This is a genomic window from Nocardia sp. NPDC050435 (genome assembly GCF_040655395.1).
Lineage (GTDB): Bacteria > Actinomycetota > Actinomycetes > Mycobacteriales > Mycobacteriaceae > Nocardia.
Genome location: NZ_JBFAJW010000005.1, coordinates 484,940 through 502,733 on the forward strand (window position 1 = coordinate 484,940; position 17,794 = coordinate 502,733).

19 protein-coding genes and 1 pseudogene are annotated in these 17,794 nt (G+C 66.7%); 12 read left to right on the forward strand and 8 right to left on the reverse strand.

Annotated features, from left to right (window positions below; translation table 11 throughout):
- Positions 1-27: 27 nt before the first annotated feature.
- From AB0I43_RS18300 to AB0I43_RS18320, 5 genes and pseudogenes are all read left to right on the forward strand, one after another.
- Positions 28-630 carry a helix-turn-helix domain-containing protein gene (locus AB0I43_RS18300; protein WP_356979360.1) on the forward strand — a complete coding sequence of 201 codons (603 nt, stop codon included), beginning with the start codon at positions 28-30 and terminating at the stop codon, positions 628-630.
- A 184-nt stretch (positions 631-814) separates the two neighbouring features.
- Complete coding sequence (locus AB0I43_RS18305; RefSeq protein WP_356979362.1) at positions 815-1,345, forward strand: hypothetical protein; 531 nt, start codon at positions 815-817, stop codon at positions 1,343-1,345.
- Positions 1,342-1,788 (forward strand): nitroreductase family deazaflavin-dependent oxidoreductase, encoded by a 447-nt coding sequence (locus AB0I43_RS18310; protein WP_356979364.1) that lies wholly within the window; start codon positions 1,342-1,344, stop codon positions 1,786-1,788. The genes AB0I43_RS18305 and AB0I43_RS18310 overlap by 4 nt, the downstream gene beginning before the upstream one ends.
- A gap of 201 nt (positions 1,789-1,989) precedes the next feature.
- A pseudogene (locus AB0I43_RS18315) lies at positions 1,990-2,166 on the forward strand (hypothetical protein); the annotation flags it as partial.
- Between the two features lie 112 nt (positions 2,167-2,278).
- Positions 2,279-2,494, forward strand: coding sequence for a hypothetical protein (locus AB0I43_RS18320; protein ID WP_356979366.1), 216 nt, complete (start codon positions 2,279-2,281; stop codon positions 2,492-2,494).
- Between the two features lie 86 nt (positions 2,495-2,580).
- Here the strand turns inward: AB0I43_RS18320 and AB0I43_RS18325 are convergent, their stop codons facing one another.
- Together AB0I43_RS18325 and AB0I43_RS18330 are read right to left on the reverse strand one after the other, a co-directional pair.
- A complete protein-coding gene (locus tag AB0I43_RS18325) occupies positions 2,581-3,528 on the reverse strand; it encodes a Gfo/Idh/MocA family oxidoreductase (protein ID WP_356979368.1) in 948 nt (315 codons plus the stop codon).
- 12 nt (positions 3,529-3,540) lie between these two features.
- A complete protein-coding gene (locus tag AB0I43_RS18330; RefSeq protein WP_356979370.1) occupies positions 3,541-4,410 on the reverse strand; it encodes a VOC family protein in 870 nt (289 codons plus the stop codon).
- 228 nt (positions 4,411-4,638) lie between these two features.
- Here AB0I43_RS18330 and AB0I43_RS18335 point away from each other — a divergent pair, with 228 nt between their 5' ends.
- Entirely contained in the window at positions 4,639-5,643 is a 1,005-nt protein-coding gene (locus AB0I43_RS18335) for a WYL domain-containing protein (protein ID WP_356979371.1), read from the forward strand.
- 72 nt (positions 5,644-5,715) lie between these two features.
- Here the strand turns inward: AB0I43_RS18335 and AB0I43_RS18340 are convergent, their stop codons facing one another.
- Positions 5,716-6,459: a MarR family transcriptional regulator gene (locus AB0I43_RS18340; RefSeq protein WP_356979372.1), complete on the reverse strand. Its 744-nt coding sequence runs from the start codon at positions 6,457-6,459 to the stop codon at positions 5,716-5,718.
- A 254-nt stretch (positions 6,460-6,713) separates the two neighbouring features.
- Here AB0I43_RS18340 and AB0I43_RS18345 point away from each other — a divergent pair, with 254 nt between their 5' ends.
- Positions 6,714-7,517 carry an alpha/beta hydrolase gene (locus AB0I43_RS18345; RefSeq protein WP_356979373.1) on the forward strand — a complete coding sequence of 268 codons (804 nt, stop codon included), beginning with the start codon at positions 6,714-6,716 and terminating at the stop codon, positions 7,515-7,517.
- A gap of 406 nt (positions 7,518-7,923) precedes the next feature.
- Positions 7,924-8,643: a GNAT family N-acetyltransferase gene (locus AB0I43_RS18350; RefSeq protein WP_356979374.1), complete on the forward strand. Its 720-nt coding sequence runs from the start codon at positions 7,924-7,926 to the stop codon at positions 8,641-8,643.
- 104 nt (positions 8,644-8,747) lie between these two features.
- Here AB0I43_RS18350 and AB0I43_RS18355 read toward each other — a convergent pair whose 3' ends face one another.
- Positions 8,748-9,704, reverse strand: a complete 957-nt coding sequence (locus AB0I43_RS18355) for a hypothetical protein (protein WP_357432453.1) — start codon at positions 9,702-9,704, stop codon at positions 8,748-8,750.
- Between the two features lie 331 nt (positions 9,705-10,035).
- Positions 10,036-10,686: a helix-turn-helix domain-containing protein gene (locus tag AB0I43_RS18360; protein ID WP_356979391.1), complete on the reverse strand. Its 651-nt coding sequence runs from the start codon at positions 10,684-10,686 to the stop codon at positions 10,036-10,038.
- A gap of 137 nt (positions 10,687-10,823) precedes the next feature.
- On the opposite strand from AB0I43_RS18360, the gene AB0I43_RS18365 reads away from it, so the two are divergent.
- From AB0I43_RS18365 to AB0I43_RS18375, 3 genes are all read left to right on the forward strand, one after another.
- A complete protein-coding gene (locus tag AB0I43_RS18365) occupies positions 10,824-12,131 on the forward strand; it encodes a cytochrome P450 (RefSeq protein WP_356979392.1) in 1,308 nt (435 codons plus the stop codon).
- 164 nt (positions 12,132-12,295) lie between these two features.
- The gene (locus tag AB0I43_RS18370) at positions 12,296-12,781 is read left to right on the forward strand and encodes a hypothetical protein (protein ID WP_357432454.1); all 486 of its coding nucleotides are present in this window, start codon (positions 12,296-12,298) and stop codon (positions 12,779-12,781) included.
- Between the two features lie 242 nt (positions 12,782-13,023).
- Positions 13,024-14,727: an SMI1/KNR4 family protein gene (locus AB0I43_RS18375; RefSeq protein ID WP_356980898.1), complete on the forward strand. Its 1,704-nt coding sequence runs from the start codon at positions 13,024-13,026 to the stop codon at positions 14,725-14,727.
- Positions 14,728-14,959: 232 nt separating this feature from the next.
- On the opposite strand, the gene AB0I43_RS18380 is transcribed toward AB0I43_RS18375, so the two are convergent.
- The 3 genes from AB0I43_RS18380 to AB0I43_RS18390 form a co-directional block, all read right to left on the reverse strand.
- A complete protein-coding gene (locus AB0I43_RS18380; protein ID WP_356980900.1) occupies positions 14,960-15,667 on the reverse strand; it encodes a cation transporter in 708 nt (235 codons plus the stop codon).
- Positions 15,667-15,996 carry a metalloregulator ArsR/SmtB family transcription factor gene (locus AB0I43_RS18385; protein ID WP_356980902.1) on the reverse strand — a complete coding sequence of 110 codons (330 nt, stop codon included), beginning with the start codon at positions 15,994-15,996 and terminating at the stop codon, positions 15,667-15,669. Before AB0I43_RS18385 ends, AB0I43_RS18380 begins: the two co-directional genes overlap by 1 nt.
- A gap of 135 nt (positions 15,997-16,131) precedes the next feature.
- Complete coding sequence (locus tag AB0I43_RS18390; protein WP_356980903.1) at positions 16,132-16,866, reverse strand: histidine phosphatase family protein; 735 nt, start codon at positions 16,864-16,866, stop codon at positions 16,132-16,134.
- Positions 16,867-17,158: 292 nt separating this feature from the next.
- On the opposite strand from AB0I43_RS18390, the gene hxlB reads away from it, so the two are divergent.
- On the forward strand, positions 17,159-17,782 hold the full coding sequence (hxlB, locus tag AB0I43_RS18395) for a 6-phospho-3-hexuloisomerase (RefSeq protein WP_356980905.1): 624 nt from the start codon (positions 17,159-17,161) through the stop codon (positions 17,780-17,782).
- The last annotated feature ends 12 nt before the right edge of the window (positions 17,783-17,794 follow it).

Consider the following 17,794-nt stretch of genomic DNA (forward strand, 5'->3'; position numbering starts at 1 on the left):
ATCAGCACAGCGAGGAGCAATTTTTACATGCCGAATCGAGGAGATCGCGGAGGGTCGAAGACGCGAGCGCGCATCGCCGAGGTCGCGAGTGAACTGTTCCTGGAGCGCGGCTTCGAGGACGTCACGATCGCCGAGGTCGCCGCGGCCGCCGGCGTGTCCAAGGTGACGGTATTCGCACACTTCGAGCGGAAGGAAGATCTCCTGCTCGATCGTCTTCCGGACGTCGTCGACATCGTGCGCACCGCACTGCGCGAGCGAACCGACGACATCGGCGCCGTCGAGACGCTCCGCCGGACCGCCCTCGCGCTCGCGGGGGAGCGGCACGTGCTCTCGGGCCTGGACGGGGACATCGAGCCGATGATGCGGACCATCACGGCTTCGCCCGCCCTGATCGCGCGGCTCCGGGCCTTCGCGTACGAGGTCGAGACGGCGCTGGCCGCCGAACTCGACACGGACGCCACGTTTTCCGGCGACGGCACCTTGGCCGCGGCCTTGCTGGTGGCCGCGTACCGGACGGTCGCGGTCGAGACGGTGCGGCGTCGACTTGCCGGAGATGACCTCACCGGCATCGCCATGTCGCACCGTCAGCGCCTGAACCAGGCCTTCGACGCCGTCGAACACGGGATCTGAGGCGCGAATCCGTGGGTTTCGCTGCCCGCTGGGCGCTTTGACGCGCCCGGGTCGTTCGCGGCTTCGGAAGCCCCGTCTCGGGGACACCCCGGTCTCGGGTCAGGGTCGAGCCCGGATGTGCCCGGGGGCGGTGCGGCCTAGCTTTTCCTGAAGCCCCCTTCACCGGAATTGCAGAGGGAATCCCTTGCCGAAGCTGACCGTCGCACTGTCTGCCGCCACTGTTTATGCCGCGCTCGCCACGTTGGTGTTCTGCACCATGATCGCCGAGACAGTCTTCTTGTACCCGAACTACTTTCACGACATACCGCATTCGCTGATCGTCGCCGACGAGTTCACCGCGGCGGTCTCGGTCGGCAGCGTGATGCGCCCGCTCGGCGCGGTGCTGACGCTGAGTGCGGTCGTGGCGACAGCGGCGAGCCTGTGGGCTCGCACCGCGCGGGCATGGACGCTCGCTTCGCTGGCGGCGCTGGTGTCCGGACTGTTCCTGCTGTCGGCGCTGTACCTGTGGGAGCGCTGGACCATCCTGTTCGACGATCGCGACCGGTATACCGTCGAGGAATTGCACCGCACCGTCCAGGAAATCGAAGTCGCGCACTCCATCCGGATCATCCTGGGTGCGCTCACCGCCCTGTTCGCCGTAGTGGCCGCCCTCCGGATCTACCGCACCCGACTCCTGCGCGGCGCGCCGTTCGAGGCTGCTAGCGTAGCCGGATGACCAGCCTGGGAGCACGGCTGCTGCGGACTCGCTGGTTCGTACGCGCCCCGATCGGCTTGTTCCGAGCCGGCCTCGGCTTCGTGTTCGGATCACGACTGTTGTTGCTGGAGCACATCGGTCGCAAGTCCGGCGAACCACGCTACGTCGCCTTGGAGACCGTCGCCCATATCAGCCGCGACCGCGTCGTCATCGCCTCCGGCTTCGGCGCCACCTCCCAGTGGTATCGCAATCTGCGCGTCACCCCGAGGTGTCATGTATGGATCGGGGCCCGGCGGCGCGTGCCCGCGGTGGCGCGGGTCATGGAGCCGCCGGAGAGCGCACAGGTGCTGGCGGAGTACAGGATTCGTCACCCGCGCGCCTACCGCAAGCTTAGCGGCCTGATCGAGGAATCCACCGGGCGCGGGATCGACACCGTGCCGTTGCTCGCACTCGACCTACGATAGCCAGGCGTCTCACCTCGCCAACTGCAACGCCGACGGGAACGAGGTAGAGCACGGGGAGTACCGAGGACTTGTCGGTCCGATCGCCGAACGCCACGGTTCTCTGTCCGCCGCAGTTGCTTCGCGACCGCGGGGCTCGTCCATTCCACCCTTACCCAAGCCGCCGAGCACGTCGACCATCAAACCCCGCGAGGAGCGCACCGCATGAGCACCGTCCCGATCACAGCACCCGCTCTGACCGACCAGGACACCGAGCACCTGCACGCCGCCATCGCGATCGCGCGGCGTTCCCGAGCCAACGGCAACCACCCCTTCGGCGCACTGCTGGCCGGACCCGACGGGCAGGTTCTCCTGGAGGCCGAGAACACGGTCACCAGCATGCGCGACGCGACCGGCCACGCCGAAACCAACCTGGTCCGCCTGGCGACCCGCCGAATACGACGCCGAGTTCCTCCGCGGCTGCAGCCTGTACACGAGCACCGAACCGTGCGCGATGTGCTCGGGCGCGATCTACTGGGGCAGTATCGGCCGCGTCGTCTATGCCCTCGGCGAGGACCAGCTGCTCGCCCTCACCGGCGCCAACCCGGAAAACCCCACCATGGCACTGCCGTGCCGGCAGGTCTTCGCCAGCGGCCAGCGCGAGCTGATCGTCCTCGGCCCGGTTGATCTTCCTGAAGCGCGGGCCGTTCATGACGGCTTCTGGAACTGACTGAGGGGTAGGCAGTACTACCTCGTCGGGACTGCCCGGGGCCACCAGACCTGTTGGCCCCGTACGCTTTCGGCACTACCGCACCCCTACGGCCGCTGCTTGTTGACGACCCGATCGAGCTCGAGGGTGAGGCGCAGGGCGTCGATCGTGCTGCCCGGCGTGATCCGATTTTCGGTCGTACCGCGTGTCACCGCGAGCACGTGGTCGATCATGGCGGCGTATTGGTCGGCTGCCGGGAGATCGAGTTCCTGGGCACCCTCGGCGGTGTAGGCGGTTACCGCACCAACGGGTTTGCCGTCGAAACCCATTGTGGCGGTGGCTTCGAGCACGCCGTCGGTGAAGGTGGCAGTGTAGCCTCCGCGCGCGCCCCACGACATCGGCATCAGCGCGGACACCGTGTCGCGGACGAACGCGTCCGGGTAGGTGAAAGTGGCTTCGACGCAAGCGTGGTCGTCGTCACGGGCCACGGTGGCGACCTGAACCGATTCCGGCAGCCCGAGGATCCGGGTGAGGATGTCCATGTCGCTGTGCATCGCCTCGAGCGGTAATGCCGCCAGTCCGAGTGAGGCCCCCGGCCACAGCGGCGCGGTCCGATTCCACAGGGTGAGCTGTTCGAGGCGACCGTAGGTGCCCGCGTTTACAGCCTCGACAAGGGCTTGGTTGGCGGGAATGAACCGTTCGAACATGTCCACGAACACCTGCCGGTCGCTGCGTTCGGCGGCCTCGACCACGCGGCGGGCATCGTCGAGGTTGTCGGCGAGCGGAAGCTCGACGAGCGCGTGCTTGCCCGCGTCCAGTGCCCGCAGCACGAACTCGGCGTGCAGGGGAATCGGCAGGCAGATATCGACCAGATCGAACGAGGGGTCGGTGAACGCGCTGTCGATGTCGGTGGAATGGGCGAAGCCGAATTGCGCGGCGGCTTTTGCGGTCTTGTCCGGGTCGCGACCGAACATCACCACCTCGACGTCCTTGCGGGCGGCGTACACCGCGGCGTGGGCTTGCCCGAATCCGGTGCCCAGCAAAGCGATCTTCATGATTCTCTCCTCTTATGCCTTCGGGGTGAGTCGATTTCGGGATGACTGCGAACTCGGTGGTGCGAGAGACCTCGTCGCTGTCGGCAGCGAGAACAATCCGAACCGGTTTCCGAAGGGATCGACGGGATAGGAGTACACCAACCCGTCGGGATCGGCGTCCTGTGGCGCGGCGAGGGTGGCGCCGAGCTTTTCGGCTGCCGCTGTGGTCGCGGCGACATCGGAGACCAGGAAGCTGGGCATCAGGTAGTCGGCGCCGTCACGGCCCTGATCGCTGAGGCCGCCCGAGGGGTGCTCGCCGGTGATGAAGATGTTGTAGTAAGGCTTGCCGCCGGCGGTGTCGTCGAGAACGAACTTCCAGCCGAACGCGGCGCTGTAGAACTTCTCGGTGGACTCTCGGTCGGCGGTGCCCAGCTCGAACCAGCCCATCGCTCCGGGCGTCGGCGCGAATGCGGCTTCGCTCATTGCCTTCTCGCCTTGTTCCATGCGTTCGGCGAAACGTTCGGATTGCGATCGGGAGAACAACGAGAAAGGGTTGCCCCGTGGGTCGGTGAGCACCGCGAACCAGGTGACATCGGAGACCTGGGTTGCCGGCACCTGCACGGCGGCGCCGAGCTTCTCCAGCCGCCGCACATCGGCGGCCACGTCGGCAGAGACGATCGAGAGGTTCATCCGCTGCGGTGACCCCGGGGCTTGCTGGATCGCACCCATCGGGAACGGGGCGCCGGGAGCGATGACGCGGATGTAGCGGCGGCCCTCGATCGAGGAGTCCGGGTCGATCTCGTATTTCCAGCCCAGCAGCTCGGCGTAGAACTTCTGTGCCGGTTCGGCATCGGAGGTGCTGATCTCGAACCATACGACGTTGCCGGGGTCCATGAAACCCATGACGATTCTCCTTCGCGTATCGGTGGATCTCTTCTTTTCTGTCGGCTACCGCCACGGTAGAAACCAATAGGTCGATGAATGTCCTATTAGGCGTCCCTGCTGGTAGTGCGTTGCAGATCACGCGGCAGGAAGGTGTCGACCCTCAGCGGCCGCCGCCTGATTGCCGCGCTCGACATTACGATCCATATAGGTCATCGAAAGACCTATATGCGTGCCAGGATGGACGCTATGCGTGATCCATCGGCTCGACTGCTGGCGCTGTTGTCGCTGTTGCAGTCCCCGCGCGAATGGACCGGAGCGGAGCTTGCTGAACGTTTGCATGTCACGCCGCGGACCATCCGCCGCGACATCGAAAGACTGCGCGATCTGGGCTATCCGGTGCACGCCCTGCAGGGCAACATCGGCGGCTACCGGCTGGTCGCGGGCAAGGCGATGCCACCACTGCTCCTCGATGACGAGGAAGCCGTGGCCATCGCGCTCGGCCTGCGCACCGCGGCCACCGGCCCGGTCGCTGGAATCGAGGACGCGTGTCTGCGCGCGTTGGCCAAACTCGAACAGGTCCTGCCCGCGCGCCTGCGCCGGCGCGTGACCGATCTGGCGGCCACCGAGGTGGTGGCCGCGCAGACGGGCGCGCCCGTCGACCCCGAAACGCTCGCCGCGCTCGCGGCCGCGGTCCGTGCCCACGAAAAGGTGCGATTCGCCTACACGAAGGCCGGTGCCGAGGCCACTGAACGGGTGGTCGAACCCCACCGCTTGGTCGCCGCGGGCGCCCGGTGGTATCTCATCGCGTTCGACAACGAGCGCGGCGACTGGCGCACCTTCCGGCTCGACCGCATCACCGCGCTGCACCGCACCGGCGCGCTCGTTGCGGCCCGGGATCTGCCCGACGGGATGGACGCCGCGACGTGGCTGACGCGCTCCCTGCGCCGCGCCGCCGGCACCCGCCAGGCCAAGGTCGTACTACACGCCCCGATGGCCGAGGCGCAACGCCGCCTCAGCGCCCGCCAAGGCTTGCTGGAGCCCCGTGACGAGAACACCTGCGTGCTGACCACCTTTCCCGACGCCGCCGACTATCTCGTCGCCCAACTCGCCGTGTTGCCGGTGGCCTACACCCTGCTCGATCCACCCGAACTCGCACCGCTGCTGCGCCGGCTCGGCGAACGCGCCCTCGCTGCCACCGAGTCGTCCGAGAGTGCCGCAGCCAAGGGCGAGAAGTCCCGCGCGGCGCGGTAATCGGCAGGCGATGCCATCCCGAAGTCTCCAGCACACAGTCGCTCGAGAACGGGCGGCCGTCGATCGGCAGTTTTAGCGATGCGGATCTACCGGCTCCGTGTCGCTTCGGGGCGTCGCGCGCAGAACTTCGCGGCTCTGCGCGGCCGCCCGCAGAATGGCTTCGCTGATGAAGTCGCTGAAGCGGGCCATGTTCTCCAGACGCACACCGGTGGGGGTGCCGGGACCGAAGACACCGGCACCCCGGCGCGTGACCTCGGCGACCTCGGCCATCCCGCGCGCACTTTCGATTGTCGCCTGATACCAGACGTTGTCGTCGACGATGTAGCGGACTCGGCGGCGTTCGTCGGTTTCCCGGCGAACCAGCCCCTGGGTTTCCAGCGATTTGATCGCCTTGGACACCGACGGTGGGCTGATCTGCAGGCGCGCAACGAGTTCGGAGGCGGTGAGGCTGCCCGTGTCGGCGGTGAACAGGCATGTCAGTACTCGCGCTGTCGTTCTGGGCATGCCCTGTTGCATGAGCAGCGCGGTGAAAGTCTCCTCGTACCGGCGGACCGCCCGCACGTCACGCCCGCGGCCGGGCGCCGGGAGCGGCTTCGGGCGAGTGGCGGGTTGTGCGCGCTGCTGGGCGCGGCGTTCGGTGGCACGTTGCGCGAGGTCGGCGCGGTAGGACCCCGGCCCGCCGTTGCGCAGCACCTCCCGCGTGATCGTCGAGGTCGGGCGGGCCAATCGGCGCGCGATCGCGGCGTAGGGGAGGTTGTCGGCCAGGCCGAGCGCGATCTGCTTGCGTTCGGCTTGGGTGAGCCGGCCTCCCGACATGACGATCTCCTCAGTGTTCCGGGGTGGTCCTCGTGCGCTCACGGTAGCGTCCGTAGGCGGATCAACGCAACGAGGCGGCCTGTGCTCGTTGCGTTATCTCTAAGGTCATCGCAACACATAATGTGTCTTGAACTGGTCTTATCCTGAAAGCGGCCAGATCTGCTGATTGTCGAACTTTGGAAAGCTACGTAGCGTTTCTGCCATCAGGAAATATCCCGGCGGTGCAACGCCGAGGACGACTTAAGGCAGGACACATGAGTCACAACAGCATCACCCCGTGGACCGGCATGGTGGCCGTCGATGACACGGCGCTGGCCGTCACCGACACCGGCGGCACCGGGATCCCGGTGCTCTACGTCAACGGCCACGTCGCCTCCCAGCACAATTGGCGGCGCGTGATCGGCGAACTCGGCCCGCAGTGGCGCCACCTCACCTACGACATGCGAGGACGCGGCAAATCCAAGACCTCGCAGGACTATTCGTTCGCGACCAACGTCGCCGACATCGATGCCGTGCTCGCGGCGCGCGGTGTCGATCGGGCGCTGGTGGTGGGCTGGTCCTACGGAGCGTTCGTCGCCGCGCACTGGACCAGCCGCAACCCCGAGCGCGCGGTGGGCGCGGTCCTGGTCGAGGGCGCCCAGCCTCACGATTGGATCGACGAGGTCGACATCGAGGGGATGCGAAAGTTGTGGCGGCGGTTGAGCTGGGTGATGCCGGTGCTGCGCCCGCTCGGGATGGCGCCGCGGATGACCGCGGCACAGATGGCCGACAGCAACATCGAGGCCGGCGAGATCGCGCGTGAGCGGGAGTTGGGGCCTGTGATGGACAACATCGTCGTCCCGACCCGGTACGTGAACGCTTCGGGTGCCTCGTTCGGCAGCAAAGGCGATGAGCAGGAACGCATCCGGGCCAGCCTGACCAAGGTGGTCGAGCGCAATCCGAACATCGAGATCCACGCCAAGGTCCCGAGCAACCACGGCAGCATTCTGCGCAAGGACTATCCGACGATCGCCGAAGCCATCCGGGTCGTCGCCCGCGCCGAGCGCACGCGACGCTGACGGCGGTCAAGCGCCGAGGCCGAATAACGCACCCCTGGGCCGCGGTCGAGGCCCGGATCGGCCGCTCGCGACGTGCACGAACATCAGCCCAGGTGTTCGTGCACGGTCAGCAGCAAGTGATCGAAGCGGCTGCGCAAACGCACCCGCGAGTTCTACTTCGCAGACTCCGACGGCTACATCATCGGAGTCAACGATGCCGCCTCCCGTCAAAGCAGCGATCTCGTAGGGGAGTACACCACCTGACGAAACTCCGAATCGTGCGGTCTGCCGCGGCTCTTCGAACGCACGGCATGCCGCGACCCGCGATCCCGAAGCCAAGCGCGGTCGGCCACGAACGCACTGATCTGCCGGTGCGGTTACCGTCGGAGCTGATAGAAATTCCGACGGGGGAGACGCGGAGCAGTTGATGCTGGCCAAGGCTTGTGCGTTGTGGGAGGGGCTTGCGGCCGTCCCGGTGTCCTTCGAAGCGGGCCACGTCCGCGTGGTGGTTTCGCCCAGATCGCTGATGTGCCCGCCGGGGTGGGTCGGGATCGTGGCCTTGCAGGGGGCGGCAATCGCGACGGCGCCGAATTATGCTGGGGCAGAACAGGTGCAGGCCGTTCTGGAGTCACTGCCGGTTGAGCATGTCACGGACCCGGATTTGCTCCGCGGGATCCTGCCTATCGGGAAGGTTCTCGGCCCTGCCGCGTTGGCCTACGCCGATAGTGAGTGTTTTCGACCGGCTCCGGTCGGAGCTCGGGCAATCGAGGAACTGGCTTCGACCGATCCTGGAATGCGCGCCCTGATGAGATCGGCAGGAACGGCGGATGCGGACGAGAGTGGATTGGACGAAATCACCTCACCCGCATTCACGCTGCGGGCAGGAAGCCAGGTGATCGCCGCAGCGGGCTACCGACGCTGGCCCAGCAGCACCGCGCACGTCTCGGTTTTGACCGCACCCGAGTGGCGGGGGCAGGGATTGGCCGCGATGGTCGCCACGGCCGCCGTGAAACACGCACTTACACAAGAGCTGACGCCGCAGTGGCGTGCCCGTTCCCGGGAATCCAGGCATGTTGCCCGCTCGATCGGTTTCCGCGAGCTCGGCTCGCAGTTGAGTGTCGAGCTGAGCGGTGGCCGTCGGAGCTGACGCTCAGCAGGTGTCCTCCGCCGCCGGCAGGAACGCACGCATCTGCCGATGAGCCGGGCCGCCGAGCATGGCAGTGATCATGCCGGCCGGTCGACCTGTCGTAACTATCGAGGGCAGGTGTCGAACTCTTTGCGCAGCTTCATCTCCAGAGCATCGGCCTCCGGTGTGGGGCTCTTTCCGCCGTTTCCTTCGGCGTTGTAATCGCATCCGCCGACGATCACAAGGCCGTGAAATTCTGAGTACACAGCGACGGCATCCTTTTCCCGAACACCAGTCTTATCTGTCCAGGCCAGCGCCAGCGGATGGTTCGTTGTCGGGTGTATCTCGGTGATCACCGATCGCAGGTCGATCTCTGTCGTCGCGGTGTTCGGTAACACCAGCCAGATTTTCGACAGCGCGCCGCCCTCGACGGCGATCTCGAATACGACATTCGGTGGCAGACGATCGGTCTTCTCTCGGACGGTCTGCTCCTGGACAGCGGTGTAGGGGAACATGATCGCCCAATTGGGCCCGGTTCCACCTGCGGCTGGGATTGTCAGCTCTGCGGGTTCGTCGCCGAGGCCGGTCCGGGCAGCCTCTACTGCGTGACCGGCCGGCTCTTCACTGGTGATTTCGACACGTAGTAGCCAGTCACGATCTGGTGTTCGGCCTGCGCCGATCGTCCCTGTGGAAAGCGCAGATTGGATAGCCCTGAGTCTCCGCGCGTCGGCGACGGCCAGCGCCGGTTCCAGCCTCGTTCCGTAATAGCCGACCGCTGATCTGTCGCCGATGTGCACGGTCGTCGAATGATCGCCCTCGACGACATGCTCTTTCCTGGCTCCGTTCAGCCGGACCGCCACGTCGGCGATCTGCTGCTCCGATGCCTGAGGCATGGTCACGATCAGCCTGAACTTCAGCTCGAAAACGTCCTGGTCCGAGTTCTTCACCTCGACGCGTTCCACCCCGGGCATCACCTTGATCGCCGCCTCGATCGCCGCGATCTTCTCTCCGCGGTACGAGTCAACGCCGGAACAGCTCGACAGCACTGCTGTCATGGCGAGGACGGCAAGTGCGATCAACACGAATTTGCGGTACAACAGGTCCCCTCCGAAACGATCCTGCTCGGAACCCTAGCCGGGGAGTTGAAGGCCGCGACCGCCCTGGTCTGGGAGCTGCGGCGCTGGCCGACGAACACACTGCATTGCCGCGACCCGCGCACTCCGAGCCGATCAACGCCGGAGCGTGAAGGTTTCGGGCCGAGGCTTCTGGCGCCAGCCCTATTTCCGGTGACCCGCGCGTCGACGGCCGTCCAAGCCGATCGGCCCGACAGCATCGCCTGGTGCGCGCTCATGCCGGTCACGCACACGCTGCGCGGCGGGCGAGTTCGCCGCGTTGCACCGGACCGCAAGCGCGTCAGGAACTTTCGGTCGGCCGGCTGTCGTTTCCGATGATCGGCGGGAGCAGATAGGTGTGGGCGAACGCCCGGATCGAGTCGACGGTGTCGAGGTCGATTCCGGTGTGGGGGGTGAGTGCGAACGACAGGGTGAGGCGGGTGTGCAGTTCGGCGACAGTGCGCAGGTGACGTTGCTGAGCCGCGCTCGCAGGCCGCGAACCATGCAGCAACTCCGCCAGTTGCGCGGCGCCGCGATCGATGGCGAGGTCGAGGAGAGCGGCGGCCCCGATGGTCAGGCCCGGTAGCAGGGCTTCGGGTTCGGTCCGAAGCAACTTCTGCAACAGCGTGTGCTCGCGCAGGAACCGGACATTGAAAACTGTCCCGTTGACCAACTTTTCGGCGATGGTATGGCCGGACTCGTGGGCGCGGGCGCTGCCCTCGAAGTAGCGGCGCACGTCGGCGAGCACCACGGCATCGACGAGCTGCGACTTGGTCGGAAACCTGCGATACAGGCTCGCCCGAGCGATACCGCAATGCCGGGCAACATCTTCCATGGTGGTGCGCCGAATGCCGACCAGCTCGAACTGCTCCCGGGCGCCGCGCAGCACGCGGGTCGCGATCTCATCGGGCTCGAGGACCTGGGCGAGCACCGCGGGGTCGGGCTCGACCATGCGTCGCAGAAACTCCTCCGTTGCCGTCACTCCGGAAATCCTTTCTTGCCCAACGCTTGTGCCGAACGTATCGTAGTCCAGAGACTCTAGAGACATATCGAGTATGTTTGTATCAGAGAGCTGGGGGAACAGCTGCCATGGACGTACGTATCTGGATTCGGTGGGCGGCCATGCACGCCGTGCCGGGCGCCTTCCTCGCGGTACAGGCGCGCCGCGGCGATCCGCTGGCGCGGTTTCTGCTGAAGGGCGCCGCCGGTGCCGAGCACTACCGGGTGATCGAGGCCATCCGGCAACGAGGGCGGCTGGTCCGCACCCCGTTCGTGTGGGTCAGCGCGGACCACGAATTATGCCGGACAATGCTGCGGGACAACCGATTCGGTGCTGTCGACCCGGCGAAGTCGGGATTGCCCAAACCGCTGACGGCGCTGATCGCCCGCGTCGATCCCGGCCTGCCCAATCCGGTGGAGCCGCCGGCCATGTTGATGGTCGACCCGCCCGAACACACCCGTTACCGGCGACTGGTCGCCCACAGCTTCACCCCGCGAGCTATCGACCGGCTCGGCGACCGGGTCACCGAGATGACCACACAACTACTCGATACCTTCGAAGCAGGTCAACAGGTCGACCTGCTGTCGGCCTTCGCCGAACAGCTACCGGTGGCGGTGATCGCCGAGATCCTCGGCCTACCCGTACAGGCTCGCCCGCGCCTGCTTACCTGCGGTCACCGAGCGGCTCCACTGTTGGACGTCGGCATCAAATGGACTACCTACCGCCAGGCAGTCGAAGGTCTGCGCGACCTCGACGACTATCTAGGCGACCACTTCGACCGAATCCGCCACCGCGACTCCGCTGACACCCCATTCGCCCGACTCGCCCTCGACGGCACGCTGACCCACCGCGAACTGGCCGCCAACGCGGCACTGCTGATCGGGGCAGGCTTCGAGACCACGGTCAATCTCATCGGCAACGGAATCGTGACACTGCTCGACCACCCCGAACAGCTGGCCCGGCTGCACGAGGATCCCAGCTTGTGGCCCAACGCCATCGAGGAAATCCTCCGCTACGACCCCCCGGTACAACGAATGGTTCGGATCGCCCTGCACGACATCGAGATCGCCGGGCACCATATCGCTGCCGGTGAGACGGTCATCCTCCTTCCCGCGGGCGCGAACCGGGACCCGCACGTCTTCACCGACCCGGATCGCTTCGACATCACACGCCCCAACGCCGCCGACCACCTCGCCTTCGGAACCGGCGTCCACGCGTGCATCGGCGCCGCACTCGCTCGCGTCGAAGGAGGCACCGCCTTGCGCGCCCTGTTCGACACATTCCCTGCCCTGCGCCTCACCACCGCACCCGAGAAACGCGAACTGGTCACCCTCAACGGCTACCGGCGGCTACCAGCCCACCTCGGCGCAAAAGCGCCGGCCGCCACAAGAAACTGAGATCGTCACGGCCTGTACTACTCCAGCTTCGCCATCCCGGCTTGCCTTCCCACAGGATCCGTTGTCGGTCTGTGGGTTTCCGATCGGGGCGTGGCCGGATTCGCTGTGGATGGGCTGCGCGGGTAGCCTCGCCCGCGCGGAGTTCGGTCGGAGGGGATGTAGGCATGGTGGTGTCGCTGGGGCGGTGGTGGCGCGGTGTCACCTGCTGGCGTGTGGTGAGCCTGGTCCTGGTCGCGTTACCGCGGGTGTTGGACACGCGTTTCCCGGTGCTGTCCGGCAGTGACGCCGGGGCGGACCGCAGCGAGACCGCGGTGGTCTTGTCGGAGACCGTCGTCGGGGTGGGTTATCCGCCGGCGCGGCCGCTGGTCGAGCAATTGCTCGTGTTCGTCGCGGAGTCCGGCCTGGTGGTGCTGGTGCCCGCGGTCGTCTTCGCGTTGCCGCGTAGGTGTGTCCGGGCCGGAACGCGCTGGGCCGCGGCGATTCTGGCTGTTCTCGGCACGGTCGACGGGTATCTCGGGTTGAAGGCGCTCGAGCACAACGACACGGCGGGTTGGGATTTGCTGCTCCCGTCGCCGTTCTACCTGTTGGCAGCGGGCGCGCTCGTGCTGAGCCAACGGCAGCACCGGCCCAAGGAGCCCGCGACTGGCTAGCGTGGCCGCGACGCAACCGGCAGCCGGGTGTCGCCATGCTCAGTGACAGCGGCTCGGCGCCTCACGAACGTCCGGTCTTGCCACGACCCAACCCGCCAGCCTGATGCCTCGAATTCAGGCTGAGTAGTTCTCGACCGTCAGCGGGTCCGGCCTCGCGCCGATCAGCCGCCACCAGGGTGGAGACAGCCAGGGCGATCTTTACAGAGGGTAACGATGTCGGGGGTGAAGGTGATGATCAGACCATGCCCGCCACCCCGATCGAAGAAACCCTGCGACGGATCGACTCCTGGCTCGCCACACACGCACCGCGGACCTTCGCCTCCCTGCGTCCGCCGGCCGCGCCGGAGGCGATCGAGGCCGCAGCTACCGAACTGGGCGTGGAGTTCCCCGCGGATCTGGTCACCTATCTGCGCCACCACGACGGCGTCACACCCGGCGAGGGGAGTTTCAGCTTCCCCGGCCATCAGCCCTATGCCCTCGCCGAAATCCTCTCCTCGAGCCGGATGCACCACGAACTCTGGGGCCGGCACGGCGAGAACCTGCCATTCGAGGACTACTGGCACCAGGATTTCGTCACGATCGCCCGCACCTCCAGTGTGGACGCAGTCGTGGTGGACTGCCGTCGCGGCGAAACGTTCGGTGCGGTGGGCGAGTACGAGGAATCCGAGGGCGCGAGCTTCGGGAACTGGGAAAGCCTCGCCGCCTTCTTGGAACAGGTCGCCGACTCGCTCGACGACGGAACGGCCATGACTGTGGGACTGTCGTATGTGCCTGTCGCCGACGACGGGATATTGCTGTGGGAGATCGCTCCCGAGTCCAGACCGGAACCCCGGCTCGGCCTCGCGTCTGCCCCTGCTGACCAGGGTGCCCCCGCATCGCAGCGACCGATCCCCCGTGCGGCGCCGACGAAGAACTGGCCCGGCGGATTCGACTCGTTCTGCCTGACTTTCGCCCATGGCTTGGACGAGGCCGAATTGTTGCGCCGGTTCGGGGCGTTGCCCGAGACCCGGCAGCCGCGGGGGCGCAGTAAGGCCGGGGGTGGGAACAGCGCACAGCTGCCGGTCGTCTGCGTGGGCACGCACGACGGTTGGGCCTTCGGCTTTCAGGAAGGTTTCTATGGTTTCGAGGGCACGCGCGCGGAAGTCCTGCGCCGTGTATCCCGTAGCACACGCGCGATATCGGTGAGCTACTCGAGCCAGACCGGCTCGATCCAGGTATCCCTTTTCGACAACGGTGAAATCGTGACGAGCTACGACACTCGCTCGGCCGTTGTGCCCGAGGGCGCGTGCGAACCGTTCGAGGTCTTCCCCGGCCTGCCGCCGCACGACGAGTGGGCGGCGCGGTGGGATCCGGACGGGCAATGCGTGGTCAGCCCGATGCCGCCGCTCGGTCAGACATACACACCCGAGCAGCGTCGGGAACAGCTGCTGGCGGTGTGTGCGGCGGTCGTTGGCCGCTGCGGCATCCCGCTGCCCCCACCCGGCCTGGACGGGTACCTCGACAGCGCGCAGATTCTTCCCCTGCTCCCCGCCGACGGTAGCCAGCGGGTCTCGGTGCCTGACCAGTTCGCCGCACTGGTCGACGCTGCGACACCCGAGCACCTACGCCGCGTACTCGCCACACAGATGGCCTCGCTGGCCGCCGAGACCGGGCTCGACACCTACGCCGAGGTCATCGACGCACTGCCCCTGCTCGGCGAGGATGACCGCCCCGGCATCGACGAGGATTCAGCCTTGGAGCTACGGCTGCGCCGTGTGCATGCCGAGTCCCGGGTGATGCGCACCGTCTACGACGACCAAGTCGTCTGGCAGAACCGCGCCATGGCCGCCCGCGCCCTGGCCGACGCGCTCAGCCTGCCGGTTCGGGAAGCCTTGGGCTTGGTTGTGGTGCTCCGTCAGGACCCGCAGTGGCGGAAGGAGTTTCGTCGGCAACTGGCCGACAACTGATTCCGGTCCCGCGAGCGACCACGAACCAGCGCTGACTTCAGTCGATACGAGCTGACCGTCGCCGCTCGCACCGACGAGCGCGCGCGGGGTGCCATGCGGCACACGATGGCCGACGTGGGTCCCGCCACGATCGAGAGCGCAACGCGAGCGGCGTATTCCCTTGCTGACCCGCATGCTCAACGGGCTGGCGCCGCACAGCCCGGCGTGAACGCGGCTAGTGGCGGGAGCGGCGTCAGCCCTCGCAGCAGGCGCAATCATGCTCGGCCGCAGGCGGTTTCGCGCCGAGTGCGGCTGGAGACGGGCAGCAGGTGTCGCCCTTCCAGGCGTTGCGACCTTCCTTGACCGCGATCGCGGCGATGACCAGGGCGGCGACCGGGTCGGCCCACGACCAGCCGAACAGGCTGTTGAGCACCAGCCCGACCAGCAGCACCGCCGAGAGGTAGGTGCACAGCAGGGTCTGCTTGGAATCGGCGACCGCTGAGGCGGATCCGAGTTCGCGACCGGCACGGCGCTGCGCCCACGACAGTACCGGCATCACGGCCAGGCTCACCGCGGCCAGGGTGATGCCGACGGAAGAGTGCTGGGCTTCGCCGACGCCGGCCAGTCCGCCGACGGAGTCCACGGTGACGTAGGCGGCCAGAGCGAAGAAGGAGAACGCGATGATCCGGAGCGCGACCTTTTCCCGCCGCTCCGGATCACGGCCGGCGAACTGCCAGGCCACGGCCGCCGCGGAGGACACCTCGATCACCGAATCCAGCCCGAATCCGATCAACGCGGTCGAGGACACGCGGGCGCCCTCGGTCAGGGCGATGATCGCCTCGAGGACGTTGTAGGTAATGGTCGCCGCGACGAACCACCGTATCCGCCGCGCCAACAGCGCCTGCCGATCCGGCGACGGGCCCAGCGTCACCGCCGAAGGCATGCCGAGTGAGTGCGGCATCAGCAGCACTCCTCGGTCGCCGAGTCCGGGCAGCAGGCGGGATCGACCGCCAGCACGAGACCGGTCAGGTCCTCGAGGGCGCGCGCGATGCGGGCGTCGGCGAGTTCGTAGCGGGCGCGCCTACCTTCGGGCACCGCGACCACCAGTCCGCATCCGCGCAGGCAGGCGAGGTGGTTGGACAGGATCTGGCGCGAGACGCCGATCTGCTCGGCCAGATCCGACGGGTAGCCGGGGGCCTGGCGCAGGCTGAGCAGGATCTGGGTGCGGGTGGGGTCGGACAGGGCGTGGCCGAAGCGAGTCAGGGCGTCACGGTACAGCAGGGTGTCCACGGCACGGACTGTACATGTAAGTCTGTATTCAGAAAACCGTGAATCAATATCGCCCTGTGGTCCCCGGTCGAGATACACCACAGCCCCGGTGTCATCGAGAGCGTCGGTGACATCCGGGGCGCGGAAAAGGGAAGATCAGCCGAGATCCGGGTGGCCGACCCACTCGACGATCGTCCAGCCCTTCTTCGGGCTGCCCTTCAGGACGACGCGGCCGCCGTTGCGGATCGGATCGGTGCCGAGCTTGCTCTTGTCGGCGTTGTCGGCGTTCAGCATGGACCAGAACATGATGGTGCCGCCGTGCGCGAAGATCACCGGCTTGCTGCAGTTGCGGCGCTGCACCTCGAGCAGCCCCTGATCGACGCGGCCGTCGAATTCGTTGCCGTCGATGGATCCGGGAATCCGTGCGCTCAGGTCACCGGAGAGCCACTTGATCGGCGCCTGGAGGTACCCGGACATTGCCTCGGCCTCCGGTGTGCCCTCGTACTGACCCGCCTCGATCTCCCGGAAACCGGGCTCTACCTTGACATTCAGGCCCTTCTTGGCGACGGTCGGCGCCGCGGTCTGCTCGGTGCGCACCATATTGGAGGCGTAGGCGCAGTCGAAGTCCTTATCGGCCAGCTGCACAGCCAGTTTGTCGGCCTGTGCCCGGCCGCGCGCGGTCAGGTCGGGCCCGGGGACCTTGGTGTCGATCAGGCCGGAGGCGTTGCCGGCGGACTCGGTGTGGCGCACCAGGGTGATGACCATGTCGCCGCCGGCGCTACCCGAGCTGCCGAGGTCGATGTCGGCGGCGGCGATGCCGGTGGTGGCGGTGCTGGCCGCGAGCGCGGTCGCGGCCAGCGCGAGGGATACGCGAAGAGAGCGGATTCGCATGGGTGGGAAGGCCTTTCATCGTGGCGGACACCACTTCAGGTATGTCGAAGAATCGGTACCCGGAGTGTCGCGTCTCACAGAAGCAGCTATCCGCGCGGATCGACTACGGGGCATCCCGGTCATCGGGACGGGCGAAACCGCCGGTAGACATCCATCGAATCGAACCGTCGGGTTCCCTGTAACGGAGACACAACTTCCAGAATTCGCTGTGCTGCCGTGATCGCCAACGGCTATCGTTGTTTTGGGGCTGATCCGGAAATTCGTTCTGCGAGATTTGGAGAAGAGCCACGCTATGGTCGACCAAAATGACGACACGCCGGTTGATCTCGGCCGGCCGGAACGAACCGAGGAATCCACAGCGGGCGAGGTCGAGCGCGCACTATGGGAAGTATCGACCGAAATCGCCGCCGCGCTCCGGCGTGTCGATACCAACTCCGCCGCGGCACTGGTCGATGAAATCGCCGCGGCCGAACGAATATTCGTGGTCGCCGCCGGGCGCTCGAAACTGATGGCGGATGCTTTCGCGATGCGGCTCGTGCACCTCGGATACCGCGCCTACATCACTTCCGACGCAACCACTCCGGCCATCGGCAGCGCTCCGGATCTGCTGATCGCGTGTAGCGGATCCGGCGAAACGCCGACAGTTGTCGAGCATGCCGAAACAGCGCGCAGAGCCGCAGCCCGCATCGTGGTCGTGACTGCCACAGCGGAGTCCAGACTGGCGCGGCTCGCCCATACTCTGGTAACGATTCCCGAGCGTTCCGCCGACGGATCCATCGGCCAGTCGACGCAATTCATCGGAACCCTGTTCGAACAGACAGCTCTTGCATATCTGGACGCCATCGTCCTGCTGATGGAGCGCTTGGGCGGCGCTGACCGGCATGAAATGCTCGAGCGGCATACCAATTTCGAATGAAATGACAGCGAT

What these genes read in the sequence shown, in the direction of transcription:
- AB0I43_RS18300 (WP_356979360.1), top strand. Translation starts at nt 28, where the DNA reads ATGCCGAATCGAGGAGATCGCGGAGGGTCGAAGACGCGAGCGCGCATC.
- AB0I43_RS18370 (WP_357432454.1), top strand. Translation starts at nt 12,296, where the DNA reads ATGGTGGTGTCGCTGGGGCGGTGGTGGCGCGGTGTCACCTGCTGGCGT.
- AB0I43_RS18350 (WP_356979374.1), top strand. Translation starts at nt 7,924, where the DNA reads ATGCTGGCCAAGGCTTGTGCGTTGTGGGAGGGGCTTGCGGCCGTCCCG.
- AB0I43_RS18345 (WP_356979373.1), top strand. Translation starts at nt 6,714, where the DNA reads ATGAGTCACAACAGCATCACCCCGTGGACCGGCATGGTGGCCGTCGAT.
- AB0I43_RS18380 (WP_356980900.1), bottom strand. Translation starts at nt 15,667, where the DNA reads ATGCCGCACTCACTCGGCATGCCTTCGGCGGTGACGCTGGGCCCGTCG.
- AB0I43_RS18360 (WP_356979391.1), bottom strand. Translation starts at nt 10,686, where the DNA reads ATGGTCGAGCCCGACCCCGCGGTGCTCGCCCAGGTCCTCGAGCCCGAT.
- AB0I43_RS18340 (WP_356979372.1), bottom strand. Translation starts at nt 6,459, where the DNA reads ATGTCGGGAGGCCGGCTCACCCAAGCCGAACGCAAGCAGATCGCGCTC.
- hxlB (WP_356980905.1), top strand. Translation starts at nt 17,159, where the DNA reads ATGGTCGACCAAAATGACGACACGCCGGTTGATCTCGGCCGGCCGGAA.
- AB0I43_RS18335 (WP_356979371.1), top strand. Translation starts at nt 4,639, where the DNA reads ATGCGTGATCCATCGGCTCGACTGCTGGCGCTGTTGTCGCTGTTGCAG.
- AB0I43_RS18375 (WP_356980898.1), top strand. Translation starts at nt 13,024, where the DNA reads ATGCCCGCCACCCCGATCGAAGAAACCCTGCGACGGATCGACTCCTGG.
- AB0I43_RS18310 (WP_356979364.1), top strand. Translation starts at nt 1,342, where the DNA reads ATGACCAGCCTGGGAGCACGGCTGCTGCGGACTCGCTGGTTCGTACGC.
- AB0I43_RS18330 (WP_356979370.1), bottom strand. Translation starts at nt 4,410, where the DNA reads ATGGGTTTCATGGACCCCGGCAACGTCGTATGGTTCGAGATCAGCACC.
- AB0I43_RS18320 (WP_356979366.1), top strand. Translation starts at nt 2,279, where the DNA reads ATGTGCTCGGGCGCGATCTACTGGGGCAGTATCGGCCGCGTCGTCTAT.
- AB0I43_RS18390 (WP_356980903.1), bottom strand. Translation starts at nt 16,866, where the DNA reads ATGCGAATCCGCTCTCTTCGCGTATCCCTCGCGCTGGCCGCGACCGCG.
- AB0I43_RS18325 (WP_356979368.1), bottom strand. Translation starts at nt 3,528, where the DNA reads ATGAAGATCGCTTTGCTGGGCACCGGATTCGGGCAAGCCCACGCCGCG.
- AB0I43_RS18365 (WP_356979392.1), top strand. Translation starts at nt 10,824, where the DNA reads ATGGACGTACGTATCTGGATTCGGTGGGCGGCCATGCACGCCGTGCCG.